The sequence below is a fragment of the Streptomyces sp. NPDC093065 genome (assembly GCF_044754585.1).
GTDB lineage: Bacteria > Actinomycetota > Actinomycetes > Streptomycetales > Streptomycetaceae > Streptomyces.
The window spans coordinates 375,034-400,621 of the sequence record NZ_JBIVPJ010000002.1; the positions used below are offsets into that span (position 1 = coordinate 375,034).

At 73.3% G+C, this 25,588-nt stretch carries 21 protein-coding genes; 12 read left to right on the top strand and 9 right to left on the bottom strand.

The features are described from left to right. Positions 1–68: 68 nt before the first annotated feature. Complete coding sequence (locus ACIQFU_RS04615; RefSeq protein ID WP_402548924.1) at positions 69–1,724, bottom strand: peptidoglycan DD-metalloendopeptidase family protein; 1,656 nt, start codon at positions 1,722–1,724, stop codon at positions 69–71. A gap of 240 nt (positions 1,725–1,964) precedes the next feature. After that, positions 1,965–2,942: a lipase family alpha/beta hydrolase gene (locus ACIQFU_RS04620; protein ID WP_402548925.1), complete on the bottom strand. Its 978-nt coding sequence runs from the start codon at positions 2,940–2,942 to the stop codon at positions 1,965–1,967. Positions 2,943–3,370: 428 nt separating this feature from the next. On the opposite strand from ACIQFU_RS04620, the gene ACIQFU_RS04625 reads away from it, so the two are divergent. Next, positions 3,371–3,787, top strand: a complete 417-nt coding sequence (locus ACIQFU_RS04625) for a cobalamin B12-binding domain-containing protein (RefSeq protein WP_402549250.1) — start codon at positions 3,371–3,373, stop codon at positions 3,785–3,787. Positions 3,788–3,936: 149 nt separating this feature from the next. Here ACIQFU_RS04625 and ACIQFU_RS04630 read toward each other — a convergent pair whose 3' ends face one another. Both ACIQFU_RS04630 and ACIQFU_RS04635 read right to left on the bottom strand, forming a co-directional pair. After that, positions 3,937–5,517 (bottom strand): DUF5691 domain-containing protein, encoded by a 1,581-nt coding sequence (locus ACIQFU_RS04630; RefSeq protein WP_402548927.1) that lies wholly within the window; start codon positions 5,515–5,517, stop codon positions 3,937–3,939. A 519-nt stretch (positions 5,518–6,036) separates the two neighbouring features. Next, positions 6,037–7,182 carry a hypothetical protein gene (locus ACIQFU_RS04635; RefSeq protein WP_402548928.1) on the bottom strand — a complete coding sequence of 382 codons (1,146 nt, stop codon included), beginning with the start codon at positions 7,180–7,182 and terminating at the stop codon, positions 6,037–6,039. 131 nt (positions 7,183–7,313) lie between these two features. Between ACIQFU_RS04635 and ACIQFU_RS04640 the strand changes: the two genes are divergently transcribed. From ACIQFU_RS04640 to sucD, 6 genes are all read left to right on the top strand, one after another. Beyond that, positions 7,314–8,423 carry an AAA family ATPase gene (locus tag ACIQFU_RS04640; protein ID WP_402548930.1) on the top strand — a complete coding sequence of 370 codons (1,110 nt, stop codon included), beginning with the start codon at positions 7,314–7,316 and terminating at the stop codon, positions 8,421–8,423. 111 nt (positions 8,424–8,534) lie between these two features. Next, entirely contained in the window at positions 8,535–10,964 is a 2,430-nt protein-coding gene (locus ACIQFU_RS04645; RefSeq protein ID WP_402548932.1) for a DUF5682 family protein, read from the top strand. After that, the gene (locus ACIQFU_RS04650; RefSeq protein WP_402548933.1) at positions 10,961–12,169 is read left to right on the top strand and encodes a VWA domain-containing protein; all 1,209 of its coding nucleotides are present in this window, start codon (positions 10,961–10,963) and stop codon (positions 12,167–12,169) included. Before ACIQFU_RS04645 ends, ACIQFU_RS04650 begins: the two co-directional genes overlap by 4 nt. Before the next feature lie 170 nt (positions 12,170–12,339). Beyond that, positions 12,340–13,431, top strand: coding sequence for a hypothetical protein (locus ACIQFU_RS04655; RefSeq protein WP_402548935.1), 1,092 nt, complete (start codon positions 12,340–12,342; stop codon positions 13,429–13,431). 720 nt (positions 13,432–14,151) lie between these two features. Further along, positions 14,152–15,336, top strand: a complete 1,185-nt coding sequence (sucC, locus tag ACIQFU_RS04660) for an ADP-forming succinate--CoA ligase subunit beta (RefSeq protein WP_159323939.1) — start codon at positions 14,152–14,154, stop codon at positions 15,334–15,336. A gap of 28 nt (positions 15,337–15,364) precedes the next feature. After that, positions 15,365–16,249 (top strand): succinate--CoA ligase subunit alpha, encoded by an 885-nt coding sequence (gene sucD / locus ACIQFU_RS04665; protein ID WP_121709034.1) that lies wholly within the window; start codon positions 15,365–15,367, stop codon positions 16,247–16,249. Between the two features lie 114 nt (positions 16,250–16,363). Here sucD and ACIQFU_RS04670 read toward each other — a convergent pair whose 3' ends face one another. Beyond that, positions 16,364–17,506, bottom strand: coding sequence for a helix-turn-helix domain-containing protein (locus ACIQFU_RS04670; protein ID WP_402548936.1), 1,143 nt, complete (start codon positions 17,504–17,506; stop codon positions 16,364–16,366). 96 nt (positions 17,507–17,602) lie between these two features. On the opposite strand from ACIQFU_RS04670, the gene ACIQFU_RS04675 reads away from it, so the two are divergent. After that, the gene (locus tag ACIQFU_RS04675; RefSeq protein WP_402548937.1) at positions 17,603–19,297 is read left to right on the top strand and encodes a DUF6350 family protein; all 1,695 of its coding nucleotides are present in this window, start codon (positions 17,603–17,605) and stop codon (positions 19,295–19,297) included. Between the two features lie 127 nt (positions 19,298–19,424). Here the strand turns inward: ACIQFU_RS04675 and ACIQFU_RS04680 are convergent, their stop codons facing one another. After that, entirely contained in the window at positions 19,425–20,207 is a 783-nt protein-coding gene (locus tag ACIQFU_RS04680; RefSeq protein ID WP_402548938.1) for a hypothetical protein, read from the bottom strand. A 294-nt stretch (positions 20,208–20,501) separates the two neighbouring features. Between ACIQFU_RS04680 and purN the strand changes: the two genes are divergently transcribed. Together purN and purH are read left to right on the top strand one after the other, a co-directional pair. After that, positions 20,502–21,149 carry a phosphoribosylglycinamide formyltransferase gene (purN, locus tag ACIQFU_RS04685; protein ID WP_402548940.1) on the top strand — a complete coding sequence of 216 codons (648 nt, stop codon included), beginning with the start codon at positions 20,502–20,504 and terminating at the stop codon, positions 21,147–21,149. Next, a complete protein-coding gene (gene purH, locus ACIQFU_RS04690) occupies positions 21,146–22,717 on the top strand; it encodes a bifunctional phosphoribosylaminoimidazolecarboxamide formyltransferase/IMP cyclohydrolase (RefSeq protein ID WP_402548941.1) in 1,572 nt (523 codons plus the stop codon). The genes purN and purH overlap by 4 nt, the downstream gene beginning before the upstream one ends. Positions 22,718–22,801: 84 nt before the next feature. On the opposite strand, the gene ACIQFU_RS04695 is transcribed toward purH, so the two are convergent. Next, positions 22,802–23,242 (bottom strand): peptidoglycan-binding protein, encoded by a 441-nt coding sequence (locus ACIQFU_RS04695; protein ID WP_159323944.1) that lies wholly within the window; start codon positions 23,240–23,242, stop codon positions 22,802–22,804. Between the two features lie 41 nt (positions 23,243–23,283). Further along, complete coding sequence (locus tag ACIQFU_RS04700; RefSeq protein ID WP_271154355.1) at positions 23,284–23,868, bottom strand: peptidoglycan-binding protein; 585 nt, start codon at positions 23,866–23,868, stop codon at positions 23,284–23,286. Between the two features lie 302 nt (positions 23,869–24,170). Here ACIQFU_RS04700 and ACIQFU_RS04705 point away from each other — a divergent pair, with 302 nt between their 5' ends. Together ACIQFU_RS04705 and ACIQFU_RS04710 are read left to right on the top strand one after the other, a co-directional pair. Then, positions 24,171–24,821, top strand: coding sequence for a DUF5753 domain-containing protein (locus ACIQFU_RS04705; protein WP_402548944.1), 651 nt, complete (start codon positions 24,171–24,173; stop codon positions 24,819–24,821). Continuing rightward, entirely contained in the window at positions 24,745–24,966 is a 222-nt protein-coding gene (locus tag ACIQFU_RS04710; RefSeq protein WP_361852453.1) for a DUF397 domain-containing protein, read from the top strand. Before ACIQFU_RS04705 ends, ACIQFU_RS04710 begins: the two co-directional genes overlap by 77 nt. Here ACIQFU_RS04710 and ACIQFU_RS04715 read toward each other — a convergent pair. Beyond that, positions 24,938–25,585 (bottom strand): hypothetical protein, encoded by a 648-nt coding sequence (locus ACIQFU_RS04715; protein ID WP_402548946.1) that lies wholly within the window; start codon positions 25,583–25,585, stop codon positions 24,938–24,940. The two genes, ACIQFU_RS04710 and ACIQFU_RS04715, sit on opposite strands and share 29 nt — an antisense overlap. Positions 25,586–25,588 lie beyond the last annotated feature (3 nt).

The window sequence follows — 25,588 nt, forward strand, 5'->3', positions numbered from 1 at the left end:
GGTGGGGTGATCCCGGGCGGTGGCCCGGGGCCGACCCGGGACGGTCGACCTGCTGAGACGTTACGGCGTCACGTCGGGCTGATGCCGTGGCTGCGCAGCCACGGGAGCGGGTCGATCGACGAGCCGCCCGCGGGGCGCACCTCGAAGTGCAGGTGCGGACCGGTGGAGTTGCCCGAGTTGCCGGAGAACGCGATCGCGTCGCCCGCCTTCACGCTCGTACCGGAGGGGACCTGGTAGCTGGAGAGGTGGCAGTACCACGTCTCCGTGCCGTCCTTCGCGGTCAGGATCAGCATGTTGCCGTACGCGCTGTTGTACTGCGTCCGCACGGTGCCGTCGGTCGCCGCCATCACCTTCGTCCCGTACGACACGGGGAAGTCGATGCCGGTGTGGACGGACATCCAGTTGATGCCGGCCTGTCCGTAGTACGCGCTGAGGCCGTGCTGCTCCACCGGGAGCGCGAACTTGGGGCGCAGCCGCTCCTTGCGGGCGGCCTCCTCCGCCGCCCGCTTCTTCTCGGCGGCCTGCTCGGCCTTGAGGTCGATGCGCTCCTGCGTCCGGCTGGCCCGGTCCGCGAAGTCGTCGGCGCCGGCGGCCAGGCTCGTGAGCTGCGTGTCCAGCTTGTTGTTGGCGGCGGACGGCTTCACCGGCGCGGCCTTCGCGTTCCCCGGGTCCGGTGCGGACGCCGCGGCGTCCGTGCCCTCGTCGCCGGCCAGACTGCCGACGGAGGCGGCCGCGATTCCGGCGACGCTCATCACGCAGGCCGAGGGCACCGCGATGGTCAGCAGCGCGGAGCGCTTGGCGGGCTGACGGCGACGGGAACGCGCCCCGGCGCGGGAGCCGGTGCGTGCGGCGGGGACCCGCGCGGCCGGTGCGACCTCTTCCTGGTCGTCCAGGAGGGCGGTCACCGTGGGAAGTTCACCGGTGGCGGCCAACTCGCCGTCGTACGGGGCGGATTCCGCGGGCCCCGCCGACGGGGCGAACCCGGAGTCCTCGGCGACGGGCGGGGCGTCCTGTGCGGTGTCGTCCGGTGCGGGGTGCCCGGCCGGCCGGGCCGGGTCCTCGATCGCGCCGGTGACGGTGGCGTCCGCGTTCCACTGCGTGGCGTCGTAGGCGCCGGTGTCCACCGGGCCGCCCGCGAACGCGCCGGCGTGGAACGTGCCGGTCGCGAAGGCGCCCGTATCGAAGGCGCCGGTGTCGTGAGTGGTGGTTTCGAAGGCGCCGGTCTCGAAGCTCTGCGTGCCCCAGTGCCACTGCTGGGTCCCGTCGGCCGGGTCTCCCGGCTGGACCGGCGGGCTCCAGGCGCCGGTGTCCCAGTGCCCGGTGGCCTCGGTGGTCGTCGCCTGCGGCGCCACCGAACCGGACTGCTGGTATCCGGCCGTCCATGTCGTCGTGTCGTAGCCGCCGGTGTCGTAGGCGGCTTGGTGCTGGGCCGCGTACGCGTCGTAGTGCAGGGTCTGCACCCCGCCGGTGGACCACTGGGTGGCATCGTACGAGCCCGTGGCCTCGGGGGTGCCGGTGTAGTCGTGGCCCGGCATGCTGCCGAAGAGGGGGTCCGCGTCGAAGGCCGAGGGGCCGGGACCGCCGGTGGAGAAACCGGTGGCGTCGTAGCCGCCGTACGTGGTGAGGTCGCCGTACTGGGCCTCCCCTGTGCCGTACTGCGCCGAAGCGGCGTCGGAAGCCGAAGCCGGGGGGTTTCCGGTCCCCGACGGGTGACGGTCGTTCACCAACTTCTCTTTCGCCTCGACAACAGGGGCTGCCAGAGCAGTGCGGCGACTGTACCCGGCGGTATACGGGCACGACAATCTTCGGCAGGTTTCGCGTACGAAGGAAACGGGCAATCGGCCGTGTTTTGGGGGAGGGCGGGCACGGGTTTGGGTTTGTGTTCGACCCCTGTTCGAGTCCGAACGGGTTGCTTCGGCCGGGCTTCGGTCCCGTCCCGGCCGTGATGCGGTCGTGCTTCGGGGTCAGGCGACGGTGAGTCCGCCGCCGTGCTTGTCCGAGCCCGTACCCGTTTCGGTTCCCGTTTCCGGTGCGGCGGTGTCGAGTGCCTGCCGGATCCCCGTGGCCACGGTGGGGTGCACGGGCAGCGCGAGGTGGCCGATGCCGCTCACGCGTACGTTCTGAACGCTCAGGTCGGGGTGGGTGAGACAGGCCGTCTCCAGCGGATCCATGACGTGGTCCAGGTCGCTCCAGAAGCTGACGAACTGCGTGCGGCAACCGGGCGCCGGTCGGTTCAGCTCCTCGATCACGGCCGATCCGGGCCGCATCTGGCGCACGATCGGGTGCGCGTTCGCCAGCGGGACCACCTTGGTGCCGGCGTGCGGAGTGCCGAGCGTCACCAGGGTGCGGACCCGGAGGTCTCCGCCGAGGCGCTGCACGTAGTAGCGCGCGATCAGGCCGCCGAGGCTGTGTCCGACCACGTCGACGCGTGCGCTGCCGGTCCGCTCGCAGATCTCCTCGACGTGCCGCCCCAGCAACTCGGCGGCGGTGCGGATGTCGCAGGTCAGAGGGGAGTAGTTCAGCGACTCGATCTCGTGCCTGCCGTGCTGGGCCAGGCTGCGGCGCAGCAGCAGAAAGACCGAGCGGTTGTCGATGAAGCCGTGCAGCAGGACGACCGGGGGGCTGGCCGGGACCGGAAGCCTGGGGGCCGGGGGAGACGACTGCGGGTCCTGGGTGTCCGCCGGCCGGAGGTCCTGGGCCGGACGGCGCTCCTGGATGATCCCCGACGGATACAGGAGAAGGTGCCCGGCGAGGATCGCCGCCTCCAGGGCGCTGGCCTTCAGGAGGTTCAGGGAGAGCCCGGTCAGTCGGCCCGGAAGGGCGGCCACGTCGGACAGTCCCGGAATCGAGCGGAGTCCGGGGAGTCCGGGAAGCCCTGGCAGACCGGGCAGGAGACGCTGGAAAAGCGGGAGAAGGGGCAGTGCTGCCGTGGTGACCTTCATGGGCCGACCTCCTGTCGGCACGCGCAGGGACGCCTCTGTCCCCCGTGTGCCCTCGTGGAGCGCCGTGACACCAGCGATTGGTGGTGTTCGCGAGGTTTGGGCAGGTCTCAGGGCCGTGTGGGCCGTAGTAAGGCCTGTGGTGTGCATGAGGTGAAACGGCGACGAGGCTCGCTCGATGCCGTCCTGTGCCCTCGCTCGCGGCGCTCCGTGCGCATGGTGCCGCCGCGCCCTTGAGCGGTGCGCGGCGAACGTGTCCCACCGTGTGATTTCCCCCTCTGTATCCACCGCGAAACTGCCGGTTGCGGGATGCTGGCGATAACGTTCGTTCACTTCCCCGGACGTTGTGGTGCGGGGTCTCCGTGCCGCGAGACGCGAAGTGTGCGGTACTTGTCGGTACGGATGGATGTAGTCGCTTCATGGAGGCAGTGATGGGTGTGGCAGCCGGTCCGATCCGCGTGGTGGTGGCCAAGCCGGGGCTCGACGGCCACGATCGCGGGGCCAAGGTGATCGCGCGGGCCCTGCGCGACGCCGGTATGGAGGTCATCTACACCGGGCTTCACCAGACTCCCGAGCAGGTCGTCGACACCGCGATCCAGGAGGACGCCGACGCGATCGGGCTGTCCATCCTCTCCGGTGCGCACAACACGCTCTTCGCCGCCGTGATCGAGCTGCTCCGCGAGCGGGACGCGGCCGACATCCTGGTCTTCGGCGGCGGGATCATCCCCGAGGCGGACATCGCCCCGCTGAAGGAGAAGGGCGTCGCGGAGATCTTCACGCCCGGTGCGACCACGGCATCCATCGTGGACTGGGTCCGGGCGAACGTGCGGGAGCACGCGGGAGCCTAGCCGCTCCGTCCGCCGTGCCGGTGCGGGTCCCGCAGGCACGTGCGCCGGTGGCGCGTGCGCCTGGAGCGAGGGGGCGTGTGCCGGTGGGCTTGGGCACCGGGCCCCGTTCGACGGCGCGTCCCGTGGCCCGCGCCGACGCGGTGCCGCTCCTACCCGGCCCGGAGTTCCTCGGCCATGGCCGCCCGCAACCGCAACGTCGTCACGAGCCGTTGGAACGCCTCCGCCCAGTAACCTCCGGCCCCCGGTGACGCGTCCTCCGGCTCGTCCGGTATCGCCAGCAGGCCGTCGAGGCGGCCCGCCTCCGAGGGGTCGAGGCAGCGTTCGGCCAGGCCCATCACGCCGCTGAAGCTCCACGGGTAGCTCCCGGCGTCACGGGCGATGTTGAGGGCGTCGACCACCGCGCGCCCCAGCGGAGTGGCCCACGGCACTCCGCACATGCCGAGCAGCTGGAACGCTTCGGACAGCCCGTGCGTCGCGATGAACCCGGCGACCCACTCGGCGCGTTCGCCGGTGCTCAGCGTGCCGAGCAACCTGGCCCGCTCGGCCAGGGACACCGCGCCGGGACCGCCGGCCTCGGGAGCCGTGGGCGCTCCCAGCAGGGCTCTCGCCCAAACGCCGTCGCGCTGTCGTACCGCCGCGCGGCACCAGGCCGCGTGCAGCTCGCTCTGCCAGCCGTCCGACACCGGCAGAGCCACGATCTCCTCGGCCGTACGTCCCGCGAGCCGGTCCGGCCAGCCGGCGAGTGGAGCCGCCTCCACCAACTGGCCGAACCACCAGGACCGTTCACCCCGCCCTGCGGGGGGCTTGGCCACCACGCCGTCCCGCTCCATGCCCGCATCGCACTCGTGGGGCGCCTCGACGACGATCGCCGGTGGGGTGAGGCTGCGGTCGAGGGACACGCACGTCGCGGCTCGCGCCCCCATGCGCGCGGCCAGTGCCGAGTGCGGCAGAGCCGACAGCAACTCCGCCGCCGTGGCCCGGACGTTGCGGCTGCGGTCGGCCAGCGCCTGCTCCAGGAACGGCTCGTCCGCCGCTTCCAGCCCGGTCCGCAGCGAGTCGAGGAACATCAGCCGGTCCTCGGCCCGCTCCGTCGCCCAGGTCGACGCCAGCAACTCGCGTGCGTCGGCGGGGTCGCGGGTGCGCAGGGACGCCAGGAGAGCGATCCGCTCGGCGAACAGGCCCTCGTCCCAGAGCCGCCGCACCCGCTCGGTGGCATCCGATCCGGACAGTGCGGCGAGGCCACCGTGCGTCGCGCGCAGGGCGAACCGCCAGTCGGGGTTCAGCCGGGCCAGCCACAGGGCACGGGGCCCCGCGAACGCCAGGGCCGCAGGGCGCAGGTCGGTACGGCCGCGCGCCGCGTCCAGCAGCGCCGGAAGCGACTGGGGCGGCGCGGCGAACCCGCGGGCGTTCGCCGTCGCCAGCCACTGGGGCAGCAGCTCCGTCAGAGCGGGCGCGCTGCCTCTGCGTCCGCCGCCCGCCGTGCCGGGACGGTCGGTGAGCAGCGTCATGAGCCGACGGGCGGCCGCGGCCGGCAGCGGTGTGCGGTGGTCCTTGGGCGCGAGGTCGAGGCGCCGGGCCGCGCGGGCCGGCCGCAGTCCCGCGCGACGGCGTACGGTCTCCGCGGCCGCCGCGTCCAGCAGCGCCGCCGCGGCACCCGGCCCGCGCTCGCCGCCCGGTGGGGTACGCCGGTCCGTGCCCAGCAGCGCCGACGTGACCAGCCCCTCCCACACGCCGGGCCCGGAAGCCGCCGCGGGCGGGGAGGGAGCCGCCGGCGGGCGGATCGGCGCCGGCCGGGCTACCGGCCCTGCCTCCGGCCCCGGTACCGATGCCGGTACGGAGACAGCCTCCGGCAGGGAGCCGGGAAGCGGCGCGGTGGCTTCGGGCACGGTGTCGGTCGCAGGCCCGATGAACGGTGAGGGCGGCGATGCCGCCGTGGGACCGGAGCCGGAGACGCGACGGGGAACGGGTTCCGTCATGGGTTCGGTTCCGGATTCGGGCCCGTCGGCGGCGGTGGCACGGACGGCGGTCCGGGGCCTCGCGTCGCCCTTGGCCGCGACATCCGCCCGGAGCCGGAAGTCCGCCCCGGGCGGCACGGAGCCCGTGGCCGCCCCGGCCGACGCGTGGGTCGTGGGTTCGACGGACGGCCCCGGCGCGGTGGCCGACGCAGGTGCGGACGTGTCCGCGGGGGTGGGCGTCCTGGTCATGTGGGTCCCCTCAGGTTCCGTTCCGGTCCCGTCGCCCGGGACGGGTCAGCACAGCGGCACCGCCGGGCCCGGTCCGGCCGGCCAGGCCGTCAGCGGTGTGAAGCCCCGGTGGCCGCACTCGCCGAAGACCGTGACGGGCGCACCGCCCGACAGCGCGACCAGCCGCCACAGCCCCGCCTGACTCCCGGCGGTCCGGGTGAGCGGCAGCGCCGTGTCCCCGTCGGCGTCCGCCAGTTGCCAGCCGTCGCCGTCCGGCACGGGGACCACCCGGTCCAGGGCCACCGGCACCGAGTCCAGCCACGGGTCGTCGCGGAGGGCCTCGCCGTAACGGACGGCCGCCTGCGGCGTCGTGAGCCCCCTCGGGCGTATCGGCACGGGCTCGGGCGGTGCGAACCGCCGGCCCAGGGCCGCTCGCTGCCGTCCCGCGTCCGGGTACGCCGAGAGCTCCGCGTCCAGGGCCAGCCCGACCGGCAGCGTCAGCTCCGGTGCCCGGCCCGCGGCCCCGTAGGAGAGGAGCAGCGCCGTGCGGTCCGACTCCGCGCCGTGCAACCAGATGCGACGGGTCGTCAGCCGGGTGTCCGCGGTGTCGTACTGGGCGAGGACCAGCCAGCGGTCCCGCACCGGCGGTCCGTCCGCGGCCGCCTGCAGGCCCACGCGGGAGCGGACCGTCGCCGCCAGGCCGTCCGGCAGCCGCTCGCGGCGCAACCAGCCCTGGTCGAGCAGATGGAGCAGGGCGCACTCCTCCAGCAGCCGCACCGGCCAGCCGGGGCCCGACGCCGGTATGGCCCCCAGCTCCCGTACGCGCGAGGCCAGTCCGGGTGCCTGGGCGTCGACCATGCGGGCGGCCGTCTCCTCCCACAGCCCGTGCCCTGCTTGCCCGGCGCCGGCCAGACCGCCGCGCAGGAGATCCGCGAGCCGCTGCTCCAACTCCGTCGCCCCCGCGGTGATCCGCTCGGCCCGCCGCTCCGCCCGGCGCCGCGCCGCCTCGGGGTCACCGGGCACGGCCGCGGGGGCGGACGCGTCCGCTGCCCTCTCCTCGTCCGTGTGCCTCTCCTCCTCCGCGCACTCGTGCCGTCCGTCGCTCCGGCGCCCCGCCCGCTCCGGCGCCTCCCCGTCCGGTGGCACGACCCCCGGCGACGACGCGACGGCCGGCGACGCGGTCTCCGGTGCCGTACCCCCCTGCTGAGTCATGCCATCGAAGGTAGATCCCGCCACTGACAATGACCTGGGCGAGCGTGTTCGTGCAGGTCAGAGCGATTGTCAGTGGCGTGGTGCACCGTGGACGGCAGATCGAACCGGCCTAGCTGGAGGGGGAGTCAGCCATGCCCGCACCTGTGGAGCAGACGTCCGCGGCCGAGGTGTTGCGGCCGCACGCCGAGCACGCGTTCGCGGCCGAACTGGCCGCGCTCGCGGCGCAGGACGACCGTCCGCGTCCGGACCGCTGGAAGCTGTCGCCGTGGGCGGTCGCCACCTACCTGCTCGGCGGCACCCTGCCCGACGGCACGGTGATCACCCCGAAGTACGTGGGCCCGCGCCGCGTCGTCGAAGTCGCCGTCACCACGCTCGCCACCGACCGCGCGCTGCTCCTGCTCGGCCTGCCCGGCACGGCGAAGACCTGGGTGTCCGAGCACCTCGCCGCGGCCGTCAGCGGCGACTCGACCCTGCTGGTGCAGGGAACGGCCGGCACTCCCGAGGAGGCGATCCGCTACGGCTGGAACTACGCACAGCTCCTCGCCCACGGCCCCCGCCGGGACGCCCTGGTGCCCAGTCCGGTCATGCGGGCCATGGCGGAGGGCATGACCGCCCGGGTGGAGGAGCTGACCCGCATCCCGGCCGACGTACAGGACACCCTGATCACCATCCTGTCGGAGAAGACCCTGCCCATACCCGAACTGGGCCAGGAGGTGCAGGCGGTCCGCGGCTTCAACCTGATCGCCACCGCCAACGACCGCGACCGCGGGGTCAACGACCTGTCCAGCGCCCTGCGCCGCCGTTTCAACACCGTCGTGCTGCCGCTGCCGGAGAGCACCGAGGCCGAGGTCGACATCGTCACGCGTCGCGTCGACCAGCTCGGCCGCTCCCTCGACCTGCCGTCGGCGCCCGACGGCACCGACGAGATCCGCCGCGTCGTCACCGTCTTCCGCGAGCTGCGCGACGGTCTGACGAGCGACGGTCGTACGAAGGTCAAGTCGCCCAGCGGCACGCTCTCCACGGCCGAGGCGATCTCCGTCGTCACCGGCGGTCTCGCCCTGTCCGCGCACTTCGGCGACGGGATGCTCCGCCCCGGCGACGTCGCGGCGGGCGTCCTCGGCGCGGTCGTCCGCGACCCGGGAACCGACCGCGTCGTCTGGCAGGAGTACCTGGAGACCGTCGTGCGTGAACGCGACGGCTGGCAGGACTTCTACCGGGCCTGCCGGGAGGTGTCGGTGTGAACGGCACGGGGGTGTGGGCACGGCATGGGGCGGGAGCGGAAGTGACCGTTGCGACGGGGGGTGCCGGGGACGACGGGGACTCGAGCTGGACCCGCAGGCGAGGGGGACGGCATGGCGGGCGCTGACCGGGCCGGGAGCGGCGCGCCCGGTGGGCCGGGCGGCACCGGTGGGCTCGGAGGCCGGCCGTTGCTGCTGGGCGTCCGTCACCACGGACCGGGATCGGCCCGGGCGGTGCGGGCCGCGCTGGAGGCGGCGCGGCCGGGAGCGGTGCTGGTCGAAGGGCCGCCGGAGGCCGATGCCCTGATCCCGCTGGCCGCCCACGAGGACATGCGGCCGCCGGTCGCCCTCCTCGCCCACGCGGTGGACGAGCCGGGCCGCTCGGCGTTCTGGCCGGTGGCCGAGTTCTCCCCGGAGTGGGTGGCCGTCCGCTGGGCCCTGGAACACGGCGTCCCGGCCCGCTTCATCGACCTCCCGGCCGCGCACACGCTGGCGTGGAGAACGGCGGACGAGAAGGCGGACGAGGAAGCGACCGGGCAGGTGGACGGCCAGGAAGCGGGGGACGTGCCCGGTGCCGCTTCCCCCGACGTCCGGGGCGATCCGCTCGCCGTCCTCGCCGAGGCCGCCGGCCACGACGACCCCGAGCGCTGGTGGGAGGACGTGATCGAGCACCGGGGCCCGGGGGAGAGGGAGAGGGACGTGTTCGCCCCGTTCACGGCGCTGGAGGAGGCCATGGGGGCGCTGCGCGAGACCGAGGAGGGCGGTGAGGGGGACACCGCGCATGACCGGGATCTCCTGCGGGAGGCCCACATGCGGCTCCAGGTCCGGGCGGCGCGGCGGGAGTTCGCCCAGGGCGTGGCCGTGGTCTGCGGCGCCTGGCATGTGCCCGCGCTGCGGCGCAGGGCCGCCGTCGCCGCCGACCGGGCCCTGCTGAGGGGGCTGCCCAGGACCAAGGTGGACATGACCTGGGTGCCCTGGACCCATCGCAGACTGTCCCGGGCCGGCGGGTACGGGGCGGGTGTCGAGTCACCGGGCTGGTACGGGCATCTGTTCGCCGCGGTCGACCGGCCCGTCGAGCGATGGCTGACCAGGGTGGCCGGACTGCTGCGGGAGGAGGGCAGGACGGTCTCCCCGGCCCACGTCATCGAGGCCGCGCGACTGGCCGGGACGCTCGCGGCGATCCGCGGACGGCCGCTGCCCGGACTGAGCGAGACGACGGACGCCGTGCGGGCGGTGCTGTGCGACGGCTCGGACGTGCCGCTGGCGCTGGTCCACGACCGGCTGGTGGTGGGGGACGTGCTGGGAGAGGTCCCCGCGGGGGCGCCCGCGGTGCCGTTGCAGCGGGACCTGACCAGGACTCAGCGGCGGCTGCGGCTCAAACCCGAGGCCGCGGAGCGCGAGCTGGAACTCGACCTGCGCAAGGAGACCGACACCGGGCGCAGCAGACTGCTGCACCGGCTGCGGCTGCTCGGCGTCGGCTGGGGCGAGCCGGCCGCCTCGCGCAGCACGGGCACGTTCCGGGAGACATGGCGGCTGCGATGGGAGCCGGAGCTGTCGGTGCGGGTCGCCGAGGCCGGAGTCTGGGGCACGACCGTGCTTTCCGCCGCGACCGCCAGGGCCGAGGCGGACGCCGTCACCGCGCGGGGCCTGGCCGAGGTCACCGCGCTCGCCGAACGCTGTCTGCTGGCCGGACTGCCGGACGCGCTCTCGCCGGTGATGCGGATACTCGCCGACCGGGCGGCGCTCGACACGGACGTCGGCCACCTCGCCGAGGCCCTGCCCGCCCTCGTCCGTTCACTGCGCTACGGCGACGTGCGCGGCACGGACACCGCGGCGCTGGCCGAGGTCGCCGCGGGGCTCGCCGAGCGCGTCTTCGTCGGGCTGCCCGCGGCCTGCGCCGCACTGGACGCCGACGCGGCCGAGGAGATGCGACGCCACGTGGACGCCGTGCACACGGCCGTCGGCCTGCTCGGGGACGCCCCCGCGCCGGGCCACGGCGACCTGCGCTCCCGCTGGCGGGCCGTGCTGCGGACCCTCTCCGCGCGGGACGCCGTGCCCGGCATCGTCCGCGGTCGTGCCGTACGGCTCCTGCTGGACGACGGCGAGCTGGCACCGGACGAGGCGGCGCGGATCATGGGCCTGGTGCTGTCCCCGGGGACCGCGCCGGCGGACGCGGCGGCCTGGATCGAGGGCTTCGCCGGCGGCGGCTCGGGCGGCGGCATGCTCCTCCTGCACGACGAGCGGCTGCTGGCCCTGATCGACGCCTGGCTGACCGGCGTGCCGGCGGACGTGTTCACGGACGTACTGCCCCTGCTGCGCCGCACCTTCGCCGCCTACGAGCCGGGAGTGCGCCGCAGCGTGGGCGAGCTGGTCCGGCGCGGACCGGAGGCGCGGGGCAGCGTGACGGCGGCCGGTTCCGGCATACCGGGCTTCGCGGCGGGCCCGGACACCGCGCGGGCCGACGCGGTGCTGCCGGTGGTCCGGCTGCTGCTGGGCACGGACCCGGCGCCGGACGACGACGACCTGGTGGGAGTGGGCACATGACGGGGCACACGACCGGACACGAGACGGCGACCGAGCCGGTGGACGCGCCGATCGACGCCGAGGGGGTGGGGGAACGGCTGCGGCGGTGGCGTCTCGTCCTCGGCGGCGGCCCGGCCGACGGCACCGGCCATGCGCTCTCCGGCCGGGACGCCGCGATGGACGGAGCACTCACCGCGCTCTACGGGAAGGGCGGCGCACCGCGGGCCGGGCGGGACCGTGCGGCGGGGCTGGGGGCCTCCGCACCGGCCGTGGCGCGCTGGCTGGGGGACATCAGGACCTACTTCCCCTCCTCCGTCGTACAGGTCATGCAGCGGGACGCGATCGACCGGCTCGGACTCGCCACGCTCCTGCTGGAGCCGGAGATGCTAGAGGCCGTGGAGGCCGACGTGCACCTGGTCGGCACCCTGCTGTCCCTGCACAGGGCGATGCCGGAAGAGGTGAAGGAGACGGCACGGGCGGTCGTGCGCAAGGTCGTCGAGGACCTGGAGGAGCGGCTTGCCACCCGCACCCGTGCCGCGCTGACCGGAGCCCTGGACCGCGGCGCCCGCGTCGGCCGCCCCCGTCACCACGACATCGACTGGAACCGCACGATCGCGGCCAATCTCAAGCACTACCTGCCGGAGCACCGAACCGTCGTCCCGGAGCGGCTCATCGGATACGGGCGGGCCTCACGCTCGGTGCGGAAGGAGGTCGTCCTCTGCGTCGACCAGTCCGGGTCGATGGCGGCGTCCGTCGTGTACGCGTCCGTGTTCGGCGCGGTGCTGGCGTCCGTGCGCGCGATCGACACCCGGCTCGTCGTCTTCGACACGGCGGTCGTCGACCTCACCGACCAGTTGCACGACCCGGTCGACGTGCTCTTCGGTACGCGGCTCGGCGGCGGTACGGACATCAACCGCGCGCTGGCGTACTGCCAGTCGCGGATCACCCGGCCAGCGGAGACGGTGGTCGTGCTGATCAGCGACCTGTACGAGGGAGGCATACGCGACGAGATGCTCAAGCGGGTCGCGGCGATGAAGTCGGCGGGGGTGGAGTTCGTGACGCTGCTGGCCCTGTCCGACGAGGGGACCCCCGCGTACGACCGGGAACACGCGGCGTCGCTCGCCGCGCTCGGCGCCTCGGCCTTCGCCTGCACGCCCGATCTCTTCCCGGAGGTGATGGCGGCGGCCATCGAGAGGCGGCCCCTGCCGATACCGGACGCCGGGTGACGATTTGTCGATCCGTGGCGACCCGATTCCCACGGGCAAAACGGATATGACTGCCCATCGACGGAACCGGGCTTGCGCAACCTGCGGATGCCCGTGCGAGTATCGCGCGGCGTGTCGATGCGTTGTTCGATGCGCGGCCCGTTCCGCCGCACGGGAGGAATCTCCCCCTCTTGATCTGGTCAGCAGTACTGCCCGGCACCGCTCTGCGCGTCCTGCGCGCGGCGGCCGGGCGGCGTGCGCTGCACGTGGTGCTGCTGGTGGGCGGGTTGTTCGTGCTCGGGCTGCTCTGCGGGGGGCGGGCGCAGGCGGCCGACGGGGCGCCGGACACCTTGGCGGACACGGTCGGCCGGGTCCTCGACATTCGCGCGCAGCAGCAGCCACAGGCGCAGGCGCAGACAAAGCCGCAGGCAGAGACCCAGACAAAGCCGCAGCCACAGACGCGGAGTCGGCTCGGTGCCGGATCCGTCCTGGATGCCGAAGCCGCCCCGGAAGTCGCCCCGGAGCCCCGCCGCTCCGACGCCGTGCTCCCCGACCTCCGTGACCTCCGTCCCGTCTCGGAGAAAGCCGTCGGGGCCGTCACGGACCGGGTCGTGCGACCGGTCGGCGACGTGGTGGAGACGGTGACCGGCGGGGTTGAGGGACTCGGGGCGGCCGTGGCGGCCGAGGTGCCGCCGTTGCGGGTGCTCCCGGACACCTCCCGTCCGACAGACCCGTCGGGCCCGACCGACGTGCCGGGCCTCACCGATGTACCGGGCCTGGCCGATCTGGACCTGACTGACCTGGCCGACCTGACTGATCTGACCGACCCGGCCGGTCTTCCCGGTCGTCCGGGGCCGGCCGTCGCGCACCCCGGGGCCGAGACCGCACCGGAGGTGACTGCGGCGGACGGTTCCGACGCCGACGAACCGTCCGGTGCCGTCGGCCCGCGAGCCGTCGAAGGAGCCGGAAACCCGGCGGGCCCCGTCGGCTACGCACCGGGGTCCGGCCTCGGAACGGCGCCCGCCGCGCACGGACGCACTCACCCGGCCGGGATCGCGCGCACCGAGTACGCCCCCGCCGGCCCCACGGCGCCCACCGGCGACCCCGACGGCTCGCTCGGCACCGTGTCCGGCGCCGACCAGGGCACGTCGCGTCACGGGGACGCCCGCGCGGTCACTCCGCCGCACCGGATCACCTTCCGGCTCGTGCCCGGCGCCCCGGTGCGGGCCGACGCGGCCGGGATCCGGGAGCCGTACCGGGACATCCCGGTCTCGCCCGCCTAGAACGGCTGCTTCCTCCGCCGCGCACCCGCCGCGCATCCGCCGGTCCGTGCTGAAGCAGCCGTATCCGCCGATCCGCGCCGCATCCGCCGAACCCGCCGCACCGGGCCGTACCGCCCGCTCGCCCCCCGGACGCCCCGCGTCCGGACCCCGCGGTTCGGCGCCCCCGCCCCGGCTCCCCGCCGCCCCGGACACTCCGCCCCACCCGGTGTCCGCCCCCCGGCGCCGGCGCCGGCACCGCGTGGCCCCCTTTCCGCGGCAGACACAGACCCCGCGGGGCGGCAGGCCCCGGACGGCCGAAAGCCGTCGGCCTCCGTCCGGCCGAACCCCCGCGGTCCGGGCCGGCTGATTCCCATTGGGGTGGGGATCAGCCGGCCCGCACCCCGGCGGACCGCGTCCACGCGGCCGGCCGGGGAGCCAGGGGCCTCACCGGGTCAACCCCAGCCCGGTGGGGCCCTCGCCTGTGCGCCAGGCGCCCCGCACGCCACTCACACCCGGCACCGCGTGCCAGTGAACACGGCATCATGTGACAGGCATCACCGCTCAGGTGTGACCCACGATTTAGAGACCCTCCGCATGCGGCGATAACCTGCGAGACGGACATGCCGCGCGCTCGGACACCGTGTGCGCCCCCCTTGTGACTCACAGCGGACGTCACGTTGCCCTTCGCGGCACGCCCACGCATCCAACGAACCGCGAGATCACTGATAGGGACGGAAGCGCGTGGACCTGTTCGAGTACCAGGCGAGGGACCTCTTCGCCAAGCACGATGTACCGGTGCTGGCCGGTGAAGTCATCGACACGCCTGAGGCGGCGCGCGCGATCACCGAGGGTCTGGGCGGCAAGTCCGTCGTCAAGGCTCAGGTGAAGGTCGGTGGCCGCGGCAAGGCCGGCGGCGTGAAGCTCGCCGCCTCGGCGGACGAGGCCGTCGCCCGCGCGACGGACATCCTCGGCATGGACATCAAGGGCCACACGGTCCACAAGGTGATGATCGCCGAGACCGCCCCCGAGATCGTCGAGGAGTACTACGTCTCCTTCCTCCTCGACCGTGCCAACCGCACCTTCCTCTCCATCGCCTCCGTCGAGGGCGGCATGGAGATCGAGGAGGTGGCGGCCACCCGCCCGGAGGCCGTCGCCAAGACCCCGATCGACGCGATCGACGGCGTGACGCCCGAGAAGGCGCGCGAGATCGTCGAGGCCGCGAAGTTCCCGGCCGAGGTCGCCGACAAGGTCGCCGACATCCTGGTCAAGCTGTGGGACACCTTCATCAAGGAGGACGCCCTCCTGGTCGAGGTCAACCCGCTGGCCAAGGTCGTCTCCGGCGACGTCATCGCCCTGGACGGCAAGGTGTCGCTGGACGACAACGCCGAGTTCCGTCACCCCGACTTCGAGGCCCTCCACGACAAGGCCGCGGCCAACCCGCTCGAGGCCGCCGCCAAGGAGAAGAACCTCAACTACGTCAAGCTCGACGGCGAGGTCGGCATCATCGGCAACGGCGCGGGTCTCGTCATGAGCACCCTGGACGTCGTCGCCTACGCCGGCGAGGCGCACGGCAACGTCAAGCCCGCCAACTTCCTGGACATCGGTGGCGGCGCCTCCGCCCAGGTCATGGCGAACGGCCTGGAGATCATCCTCGGCGACCCGGACGTCCGCTCCGTGTTCGTCAACGTCTTCGGCGGCATCACCGCCTGCGACGAGGTCGCCAACGGCATCGTCCAGGCGCTGAAGCTCCTGGAGGACCGCGGCGAGAAGGTCGAGAAGCCGCTCGTCGTCCGCCTCGACGGCAACAACGCCGAGCTGGGCCGCAAGATCCTCACCGACGCCAACCACCCGCTGGTCCAGCGCGTCGACACCATGGACGGCGCGGCCGACAAGGCCGCCGAGCTGGCTCACGCCGCCGCCAAGTAAGCACTCAGGACGAGGACACCAACACACCATGGCTATCTGGCTCAACAAGGACAGCAAGGTCATCGTCCAGGGCATGACCGGTGCCACCGGCATGAAGCACACCAAGCTCATGCTGGGTGACGGCACCGAGGTCGTGGGCGGCGTGAACCCGCGCAAGGCGGGCACCTCCGTGGACTTCGACGGCAACGAGGTACCGGTCTTCGGCACCGTCAAGGAGGCCATCGAGAAGACCGGCGCCAACGTCTCCGTCATCTTCGTGCCGGAGAAGTTCACCAAGGACGCCGTCGTCGAGGCCATCGACGCCGAGATCCCGCTGGCCGTCGTCATCACCGAGGGCATCGCCGTGCACGACTCGGCCGCCTTCTGGTCGTACGCCGGCAAGAAGGGCAACAAGACCCGGATCATCGGCCCGAACTGCCCCGGCATCATCACGCCGGGCCAGTCCAACGTCGGCATCATCCCGGGCGACATCACCAAGCCGGGCCGCATCGGCCTGGTCTCGAAGTCCGGCACGCTGACGTACCAGATGATGTACGAGCTGCGTGACATCGGCTTCTCGACCGCCGTCGGCATCGGTGGCGACCCGATCATCGGCACCACGCACATCGACGCGCTCGCCGCGTTCGAGGCCGACCCCGAGACCGACCTGATCGTCATGATCGGCGAGATCGGCGGCGACGCCGAGGAGCGTGCGGCCGACTTCATCAAGGCCAACGTGACCAAGCCGGTCGTCGGCTACGTCGCCGGCTTCACCGCGCCCGAGGGCAAGACCATGGGCCACGCCGGCGCCATCGTCTCCGGTTCGTCCGGCACCGCCCAGGCGAAGAAGGAGGCCCTGGAGGCCGCCGGCGTCAAGGTCGGCAAGACGCCGACCGAGACGGCGAAGCTCGCCCGCGCCATCCTGGCCGGCTGACACCGCCTCGACCGAAGGCCCGGCGTCCGCGCCACACCGAGTGGCCCGTTCCCTGCTCCCAGGGGGCGGGCCACTCGGCGTTTGGGACGCCGGGAGCGCCCGGGCCCGGCCACCTCATTCGAGCCTCGGGCTCAGCCGTTGTGGCCCGTCCTGCACCTGGTCCCGCAGCTTCTGCCGCAGCTCCAGCTCCTCGTCCGACAGCGCGCCCGGGGCCACCCGCTGCGGCACGCCGCGCACCGCCTGCCCGGGGGAGACGGGCGGCTCGTAGTGCGTGGGCGCGGTGCGCACGGTCAGGGCCGTCGTCCCGATGAGGGCGACCGTGAACGCGATCGCGGCCCGGGTCCGCAGCCGCGCCCGCCGTTCGCCGCCCCTGCGCACGGTCGGCGGTTCCGCCGCCCGCAGCCGCTCGTTCGACGCCAGCTCGGCCAGCCTCCGGTGCAGCACCTGCGGGTCGGCCAGCGCGGGCAGCCGTCCTGCGACGGCCTCGCGGGCGCGCAGCAGCCGGTTCGCCGTCGCCGGGGTGCTCGCCTCCGTCTCCGCCGCCGTCTCGGGCAGGTCCAGGCCCACGCCGTCGTACAGCACGAGCGTGCGGCGGTGCCGCGGGGGGAGCCTGAGCAGGGTGTTCAGCAGGGTGCGGTCGCCGGGGTCGGCGGGCGGCGGCTCCGGGTGCCGGTGACGCGGGCGCAGCCGCTGCCAGGGCGAGAGCGCGTACTCGTACGCCGTCGCCCGCACCCAGCCCACCGGGTCCCGGTCGCGGGCCACCTCGGGCCAGTGCTCCCAGGCGGCCTGGAAGGCCCGCTCCACCGACTCGCGCGCCTGCTCGCGCCGGCCGGTCAGCAGGAAGGTCTGCCGTACGAGGGCGGGGGCGCTGAACGCGTAGAGCGCGTCGAATGCCTGAGCGGGCGTCAGCGCGACGGGCTCGGGCGCGGCAACGGGCTGCGGCTGGGATTGCGGCTGCGGCTGCGGCTGGGGCTTCGTCTCCGGCTGGGGCTGGGGCTTCGCTTCCGGCTCAAGTTTCGGCTCCGGACCCGGCTCCGGCGCTCGTACCGTCTCCTCCTCGGCCAGCGTCTTCAGCAACTTCGCGTACGCCTCCCGCTTCCGGCCTCGCGGAGTCGTGCGGCCGCTCTCCCACGCACGGACCGTCGCGGGCGTGACGCCCACCCGGTCGGCGAGCTGAGTCTGTGTCAGGGCGGCGGTCTCACGCAGGCGTCGGCGGGCCTTGGGAGGGGGGAGCGGGGTCGCGGGACTGCGTGTCACAGGGCACCCCTTCGTACGAAAAAGTACATAAGCATATATTGAGCGACACAACGGTGCTTCGCCCGTTACACCGGGAAAGCGCGTGTCGTTGGGAGCATGGCGGGCGTGATCCAGACGACCGCTCGACCAGCCCCGCTCTCCCTGTTGCGCGCCCGCTGGCGGGACCGGTCGCCCGGGCTGGCCGCCGGGCTGCTCGGCGGAGTGGTCGCGGCGGTGCTGGGGCTCGCGGCGTGCGCCGCGCTCGTGACGCTGCTGTGGATCAGTTCGCCGTACCCCGACAGCGGGCCCGGCGGCGCCCTCCACGTCGCCGCCGCGCTGTGGGTGCTGGCCCACGGTGCCGAACTGGTGCGCGCCGACACGCTCTCCGGCACGCCCGCTCCCGTCGGCGTCACCCCGTTGCTGTTCCTCCTGCTGCCGGTGTGGCTGCTGCACCGCGCCGCCCGGGACGCCACGGACCCCGGGGACGGTGTGGGCGTGGCCGTGGGCGCGGCTCCCAAGGCGGGGCCCGGGGCACGCCCCGCGTGGCTGGCGGGTGCCCCGGACGCCGGGCCGCCGCCGGTCTCCGCGCGCGTGGCCTGGACGGGGGTCGTCCTCGGCTACCTCGCCGTCGCCGGGCCCGTCGTCCTGTACGCGCAGGGCGGCGCGCTGCGGCCCGCGGCGTGGTGGGCGGCGGTGTGTCTGCCGCTGGTCGCCATGGGAGCGGCGGGCGCCGGCGTGTGGACGGCGTTCGGCCGGCCGGGCGGGCCCGTGGGACGGGCGCTGCGCGTGCTGCCGCGCAAGCTGCGGGAGCTGATGGTGGAGCCGGACGCGCGCCTGGGCGCCGCGACGCGCGCCGCGGGCGCCGGTGCGGCGGTACTCGTCGGGGGCGGTGCGCTGCTGCTCGCGGTCTCCCTCGTATGGCACTCGGCCGCCGCGGGGGAGGCGTTCCTGCGGCTGACGGAGGGGTGGTCGGGGAGGTTCGCCGTCCTGCTGCTCTGTCTGACGCTGGTGCCGAACGCGGCGGTGTGGTCGGCGGTGTACGCCCTCGGCCCCGGCTTCGTCCTGGGGGCCGGGCATGTCGTGGCGCCGACCGCCTCCGCTCCCGCGGCGCTGCTGCCGCCGTTCCCGCTGCTGGCGGCGGTGCCGGACGCGGGGCCCGGTACGCCGCTGCACTGGTCGGCCGGGGCGGTGCCGCTGGTGGCGGGGGCGGTGGTGGGGTGGTTCACGGCGCGGGCGGCATGCGCGGACGCACCGGGCGCACCGGGCGCACTGGGCGCACCGGATGTGCCGGATGTGCCGGGGTCTGGCCCGGTCGCCGGGGTGTGGTCGTGGCGGCGGACCGCTGCCGCCGCCTTCGTGGCCGCCGTCCTGTGCGCGGTACTCGTCGCCCTGCTGGCCGCGTTCGCCGGCGGACCGCTGGGGAGCGCCGCGCTCGCCCGGTTCGGGCCGGTGTGGTGGCAGGCCGGGGGAGCGACGCTGGCGTGGATCGGGGTGGTGGCCGTTCCGGTGGCCGTGGTGGCGCGGGCGTGGCGGTGCCGGGGCGCTGCCGCGCGGGAGACGGTGGTGGAGGTCGCCGGGGCCCAGGAGGCGGCCGACGGGGGTGCGCGGCGGGGGCGGTGGGCGCGGGTCCCGGTGCCGTCCGTGGGGCGGTGGTGGAGGCGGGACACGAAGGGCGCGGAGGGCGCGGGGGCGGGGGCGGAGGCGGTTGAGGACGCGGTGCCGTTCGGGTTGTACGACGGCGACGGTGGGGGTGTGTACGACCTGTTGCCGGCCGACGGGCCTGGGGAGTCGTCGCCTCGCGGCGGGGAGTGACGTCGGTGCCGACAGGCCCTTTTCGCCCCCGCCGCCCCTTCCCGTTCCCGTCCCTGGGGGCTGTGCCCCCAGACCCCCCTTCGGCCTGGACGGCCTCGTCCTCAAGCGCCGGACGGGCTGGGGGAGGTCAGTCCTCCGAGCCCAGCAGCGGGCGCAGCTGCTCCGGCAGGTGGCGCTCGCAGGACTGGTCCGCCGCGTGGGTCAGGGCGTCCTCGCGGCAGGTGTAGTAGTCGCTGTAGATCAACTGGGCGCCGAAGGTCGCGGCGACCAGCACGATGGCCAGGGACGACGTGACCAGACCGCTGATCGCGGCGGTGCGCTGCGGACGGCCGGTCTGCTCGGCGGGCGGGGCCGGGGTGTCCGGGTCGGAGGCGGTGCGGGGCTTGGCGCGCAGCGCGCTGATGCCCCAGTACAGGGCCAGGGCGCCGAGCAGCAGGGCCACGTACGGCCAGGTGAAGAGGGCGAAGAAGAGGGCCCACATGCCGCTCAGCAGCGCGTAGCGGGCACGCCGCTGGGCGGGGTCCGTGGGGTCCCAGCGCGGGCCGGGGCCGCCGCCCGAACTCTCGGGGCCGCCCGAATTGCCGGGCCGCTCACCGAAGCCGCCGGGGGATCTGCCGGGCTGCCGGTCGCTCCACAGCCCGCCCCAGGGGGAGCGCTCGCCGTCGCCCTGGGAATCGTCGTCGCCGCCCGGCTGGTGCCGCGGCTGCCAGGGGCGGTCCGGCGTGCCCTCGGGGGGCGGCGCGAACGGGTTGTCCTTGTCGGTGGCACCGTCCTGCTCGCCGTCGTTCCTCCGGTCCGAGGGCGAGTCGGGCGGGGACGAGGGGCGCTCCCGCAGCAACACGGTGCTGCCCTCCCCTGGCTGCGCCGACTGCTGGGGGAGTGTGAGCAGTCGCAGGCTGCGGTCCGGCATCAACTGAGCGTCTTCCCCTTGGCGACGATGAACGGGCTGCTGGTGGAACGGGCGGGCCGGTGGAGCGGCGAACCCGTCGGTACGTCTGGTGAACGCGTGACGCACAGGCGGCGTTCCCGCTCCGGCTCCACGCAGACGCTACCTTCCGCTCACGCCCCCGTCCCGAGGGGGCCGTCCGGTGTGCCGGTATCGTTGCTGACGGTCGGCCGCTTCGTAGACTTCCCCGTATTCAGGGACGCGAAGCATTCGTACGACCGTACAAAGAGATTCGCTTTCCCGAGAAAGGCCCCCACCGTGGCCGCCAAGCCCGTGGCCCAGCGAGCCAAGCGCCTCGTCGTGCTGGTCTCCGGATCCGGCACCAACCTCCAGGCGCTCCTCGACGGGATCGCCGCCACCGGCGTCGAGGCCTACGGGGCCGAGATCGTGGCCGTCGGCGCGGACCGCGACGGCATCGAGGGACTCGCCCGCGCCGAGCGTTCCGGGGTGCCGACCTTCGTCCGCAAGGTCAAGGACTACGGGACCCGCGAGGAGTGGGACGCGGCGCTCGCCGACGCCGTCGCGGCCCACGCACCGGACCTCGTCGTCTCGGCCGGGTTCATGAAAATCGTGGGCAAGGAGTTCCTCGCGCGGTTCGGCGGGCGGTTCGTCAACACCCACCCCGCCCTCCTCCCCAGTTTCCCGGGGGCCCACGGTGTGCGGGACGCGCTCGCGTACGGCGCCAGGGTCACCGGCTGCACCGTCCACTTCGTCGACGACGGCGTCGACACCGGGCCGATCATCGCGCAGGGCGTGGTGGAGGTCCGGGACGAGGACTACGAAGACGAAGGTGTCGCTCTGCACGAGCGCATCAAGGAAGTCGAGCGAAGGCTGCTCGTCGATGTCGTGGGGCGGCTCGCCCGCAACGGCTATCGCATTGAGGGACGAAAGGTAGTTATCCAGTGACCGCCACCGCCGGAAGCAACAAGCGGGCCATCCGTCGCGCACTCGTCAGCGTCTACGACAAGACCGGGCTGGAAGAGCTCGCGCGCGGGCTGCACGAGGCCGGCGTCGAGCTGGTCTCCACCGGGTCCACCGCCGGGCGGATCGCCGCCGCCGGTGTCCCCGTCACCAAGGTCGAGGAGCTGACCGGCTTCCCCGAGTGCCTGGACGGCCGGGTCAAGACCCTGCACCCCAAGGTCCACGCGGGCATCCTCGCCGACCTGCGTCTGGAGAGCCACCGGCAGCAGCTCGACGAGCTGGGTGTGGCGCCGTTCGACCTGGTCGTGAGCAATCTCTACCCGTTCCGCGAGACCGTCGCCTCGGGCGCCACCCCGGACGAGTGCGTCGAGCAGATCGACATCGGCGGCCCCTCGATGGTGCGCGCCGCCGCCAAGAACCACCCGTCGGTCGCCATCGTCACCAGCCCCGCCCGGTACGCCGACGTGCTCTCGGCGGTCAAGGACGGCGGCTTCGACCTGGCCGCCCGCAAGCGCCTGGCCGCCGAGGCCTTCCAGCACACCGCCGCGTACGACGTGGCCGTCGCCTCCTGGTTCGCCGCCGAGTACGCCCCCGTCGACGAGTCCGGCTTCCCCGACTTCCTCGGCGCCACCTACGAGCGCGCCCACACCCTGCGCTACGGCGAGAACCCGCACCAGCCCGCCGCGCTCTACACGTCCCCCGAGGGCGGTGGCCTCGCGCAGGCCGAGCAGCTGCACGGCAAGGAGATGTCGTACAACAACTACACGGACACGGACGCCGCCCGCCGTGCCGCGTACGACCACGCCGAGCCCTGCGTCGCGATCATCAAGCACGCCAACCCGTGCGGCATCGCGGTCGGCGCGGACGTCGCCGAGGCGCACCGCAAGGCGCACGACTGCGACCCGCTGTCCGCGTTCGGCGGCGTGATCGCGGTCAACCGGCCGGTCTCCAAGGAGATGGCCGAGCGGGTCTCCGAGATCTTCACCGAGGTCATCGTCGCGCCGGACTACGAGGACGGCGCGCTCGAAGCCCTCACCAAGAAGAAGAACATCCGCGTGCTGCGCGCCCCTGAGGCGCCCACCGCCCCGGTCGAGGTCAAGCCCATCGACGGCGGCGCTCTCCTCCAGGTCACCGACCGCCTCCAGGCTGAGGGCGACGACCCGGCCACCTGGACCCTCGCGACCGGCGAGGCCCTCTCCGAGGCGGAGCTGGCCGAGCTGGCCTTCGCCTGGAAGGCGTGCCGGGCGGTCAAGTCCAACGCCATCCTCCTCGCCAAGGACGGTGCCTCCGTCGGCGTCGGCATGGGCCAGGTCAACCGGGTCGACTCCGCGAAGCTCGCGGTGGAGCGGGCCGGCGCCGAGCGCGCGCAGGGGGCGTACGCCGCCTCCGACGCGTTCTTCCCCTTCCCGGACGGCCTGGAGATCCTCACCGCGGCCGGTGTGAAGGCCGTGGTCCAGCCCGGCGGTTCGGTCCGCGACGAGCTGGTCGTCGAGGCGGCGAAGAAGGCCGGCGTGACGATGTACTTCACGGGGACGCGGCACTTCTTCCACTGACGCGCCGTGCCGGGGCCCGGTGCGGCGCGTTCGCGTCGTGCCGGGCCCCGGCCGTGCGGTCGTCCGTCAGCGCGGCCGAGCCGCTCAGAGCCTGCTGCACTCGTCGTAACCCGGGGTGACGGGCCTGTAGTACCACCCCAGCGCGTCCCTGGTCTCCGGACCGTAGATCCCGTCGACGCCGATGTCCTCCTCGCGTTGCGCCCGCACGAGGGCCCGGCGGGTGGCATCACCGAAGATGCCGTCCGGGTCGAGGTTCTCCCCGTAGCACTCGTTGAGCGAGGTCTGCAGAGCCTTGACGTGCGAACCGGTGGAACCCTTGCTCATCTGGCAGTTGCGAGTCGTCGTCGATCCGCTCCGGTAGACGGGGATCCGCGCCTCGCCCCGCCACTCGATGAAGCTCTTGCTGCTGATGTTCGTCGAGTTGCACCAGCTCACCGCCGCTGCCGGCGTGGCTGTCACGACCGTGGTCCCCGCTCCCGTCAGCACCAGGACACCGGCTGCGAGTCCGGTCTTGACACGGGTCATGCGGATGCTCTTCATCTGATCTCCGGTGGGTGTGGTGATGGTCAGAGGGTGGTCAGGGAGCGGAACTGGACCCGCGAGCCGCGCATCGACTTGACGCCGTCGTACTGGTAGACCTTGGCGAGCTTGTAGGCCCCACTGTCCTTGTTCTTCGACGTGCTGCCGCGGTGGAAGATCACCGCGCCGGAGTTGTACTTCCCGGTGTAGGACACATCGATGTTGGACAGCCACACGAGCCGGTCGTCGGCCTTGCTCCAGGTCTTGTCACCGACCATGCCGTCCGCGCCGAGGCCGTAGCGCTGCTGCCACTTGATGGTGGCGTTCCTCGTCGTGGGGCCGAACTGTCCGTCGATGTCACTGAAACCGAGCAGTTCCTCGGCCACGAGGATGCTCTGCCAGAGGACGACGATGTCGGTGTTCGAGGATTCTCCGCAGCCGTAGCAGAGGGAGTTGCCGAGTTCGTCGAAGTGGTCGCCGAAGTCGTCGGTGAGCTTCCCGGCACCGTCCACGAACGAGGTGCTGTACGCCCCGGAGTTCTGTGAGTACGCGGCATGCGCGGGGCTGACGGCGAGAACCGTGGCCATCCCTGAAGCCAGCGTGGCGAGGCCGATCTTCCATCGCTTCTTCAACACGGGGTCCTTTCCGCAGGAGTCGTGTGCTCAATGTGGCGGATCTGCGGGAGCAGGAGTACCTGCAAAGTTCGAGGGCACGGCCGCTCGCATCGCCGACGCGTCCGTGGGGACCTCACACCACACGGTCTTGCCTGCGGCTGTCAGCCACACGCCCCAGCGTCGTGCGACCGCTCCGAGCAGCAGGAGGCCGCGGCCCGTCTCGTCGTCATCACCCGGGTGGCGTGCGATGAGCCAGGCCCGCGGGTCGGGGTCGGTGACCTCACCCGCGGCGTTGCGAAGACGCGGCGAAGGCGCGGCGGGTGGGCATCGCCGAGTACTTTGCAGACGCCGCCGACCAAGAGAAGCCGGCGCGGTCCATTGAGGACTGGGCGCCCATGTTCGTGCCCGGGTTGCTTCAGACCAAGGCGTACGCAACGGCGATCACGCGGTCGGCGATGCCGCGAGCCACGGACACCACGGTCGGGGCGATCGTGAAGGCGCGTCTGAACCGGGCGAAGCTCTTCGCGGGCGCGTCTCCGCCGAAGTTCTGGGCGGTTCTCGACGAGTCGGTCATCCGGCGACGTGTGCTGCCGCCCGTAGCGATGGCTGAGCTGCTGGAACACATCGCCGAGACGGTAAGGACCACTCGGTCCATTGTCCAGATCGTCCCGGAAACGTCCGTGACTCACCTGTTCATGATGGGGATGGCCCGGATCATGACGTTCCTCGACGCACCGCCGCTGGTGTACACAGAGGGTCTGCACAGTGGCCAAGTCTTTGACTATCCGGCCCTCGTGATGGACTACCGCGAGTCGTACGATCTGCTCAGGGCCACCGCACTGCCGCCGGAGGCGTCCCTGGCCATGATCGAGGCAGCAGTGGAGGAACGCCGGAATGAAGCCCAACAGCAACGTCGACCTTGGCTCCGTGCAGTGGCGCAGGAGCAGCTACAGCAGCGGGACCGGCGGTGAGTGCGTCGAGGTGGCGGATGGTCTCCCCGGCCTTGTCCCCGTCCGCGACTCCAAGAGCCCGGCAGGCCCCGTCCTCCTTTTCGGGGGCGGGGCCTGGACCAGGTTCGTCGGTGGGTTCAGCTACGGCGGGCCGAGGATGCGCTGAGGGCACCGGCCCCGGCGCCGAGTCGGTTGGCGCGCTCCTGGAACTTCGGGGCGACGCGCAGTAGCTCTCCGCTGTCCGGGCCGGCCGTCAGGTAGTAGAGAGACTCGTCCACGGAGTCGTCGTCGCCGCCCCAGCGGACCGTTCCCGCACAGTCCGCGAGGATGTCGCGGATGCGCTCGACCTGTTGTGGGAAATAGCTGCCGCGGGATCTGGCGCCAGGAACGATTCGCAGGGCCGTGCCCGACGAGAGGTTGGAGGCGGGGACCGTAGTCGGCGTGCGGCCGATCGCGCGCCAGCCCAGTAGTTCGCCGGCGCGGAGTTCCTGGACCTCGTAGTGGAAGCGGCGCGCTACGTGGAGGAGCAGAAGTTCCGGAAGTCCGATCCGTATGTCGACGCGGAGCCCGGTTCCGGCGACGGAGCGGGTCAGGACCGTCGAGACGTGGTTGGCCCGAGTCTGGATCTGCCAGCGGTTCTGGGAGCGTGGGATGCCTGTCGGCCGGGGGCGAGGTGTCGGCGCGGTGCGGTCGGCCGCCCCGGCCGCGCCGACCGGCAGGAGAACCGCGGCTGTGGCCGCCGTGCCGACGGCAAGGACGGACCGGCGGTTCAGTTGTGCGCTCATGTC

Bases quoted from the DNA above. Each gene is read 5' to 3' on its own strand.
- ACIQFU_RS04675 (WP_402548937.1), top strand. From the start codon at position 17,603: ATGGCGGGCGTGATCCAGACGACCGCTCGACCAGCCCCGCTCTCCCTG.
- ACIQFU_RS04645 (WP_402548932.1), top strand. From the start codon at position 8,535: ATGGCGGGCGCTGACCGGGCCGGGAGCGGCGCGCCCGGTGGGCCGGGC.
- ACIQFU_RS04695 (WP_159323944.1), bottom strand. From the start codon at position 23,242: ATGACCCGTGTCAAGACCGGACTCGCAGCCGGTGTCCTGGTGCTGACG.
- ACIQFU_RS04640 (WP_402548930.1), top strand. From the start codon at position 7,314: ATGCCCGCACCTGTGGAGCAGACGTCCGCGGCCGAGGTGTTGCGGCCG.
- ACIQFU_RS04635 (WP_402548928.1), bottom strand. From the start codon at position 7,182: ATGACTCAGCAGGGGGGTACGGCACCGGAGACCGCGTCGCCGGCCGTC.
- ACIQFU_RS04620 (WP_402548925.1), bottom strand. From the start codon at position 2,942: ATGAAGGTCACCACGGCAGCACTGCCCCTTCTCCCGCTTTTCCAGCGT.
- ACIQFU_RS04710 (WP_361852453.1), top strand. From the start codon at position 24,745: ATGAAGCCCAACAGCAACGTCGACCTTGGCTCCGTGCAGTGGCGCAGG.
- sucD (WP_121709034.1), top strand. From the start codon at position 15,365: ATGGCTATCTGGCTCAACAAGGACAGCAAGGTCATCGTCCAGGGCATG.
- ACIQFU_RS04715 (WP_402548946.1), bottom strand. From the start codon at position 25,585: ATGAGCGCACAACTGAACCGCCGGTCCGTCCTTGCCGTCGGCACGGCG.
- ACIQFU_RS04650 (WP_402548933.1), top strand. From the start codon at position 10,961: ATGACGGGGCACACGACCGGACACGAGACGGCGACCGAGCCGGTGGAC.
- ACIQFU_RS04625 (WP_402549250.1), top strand. From the start codon at position 3,371: ATGGGTGTGGCAGCCGGTCCGATCCGCGTGGTGGTGGCCAAGCCGGGG.
- ACIQFU_RS04680 (WP_402548938.1), bottom strand. From the start codon at position 20,207: ATGCCGGACCGCAGCCTGCGACTGCTCACACTCCCCCAGCAGTCGGCG.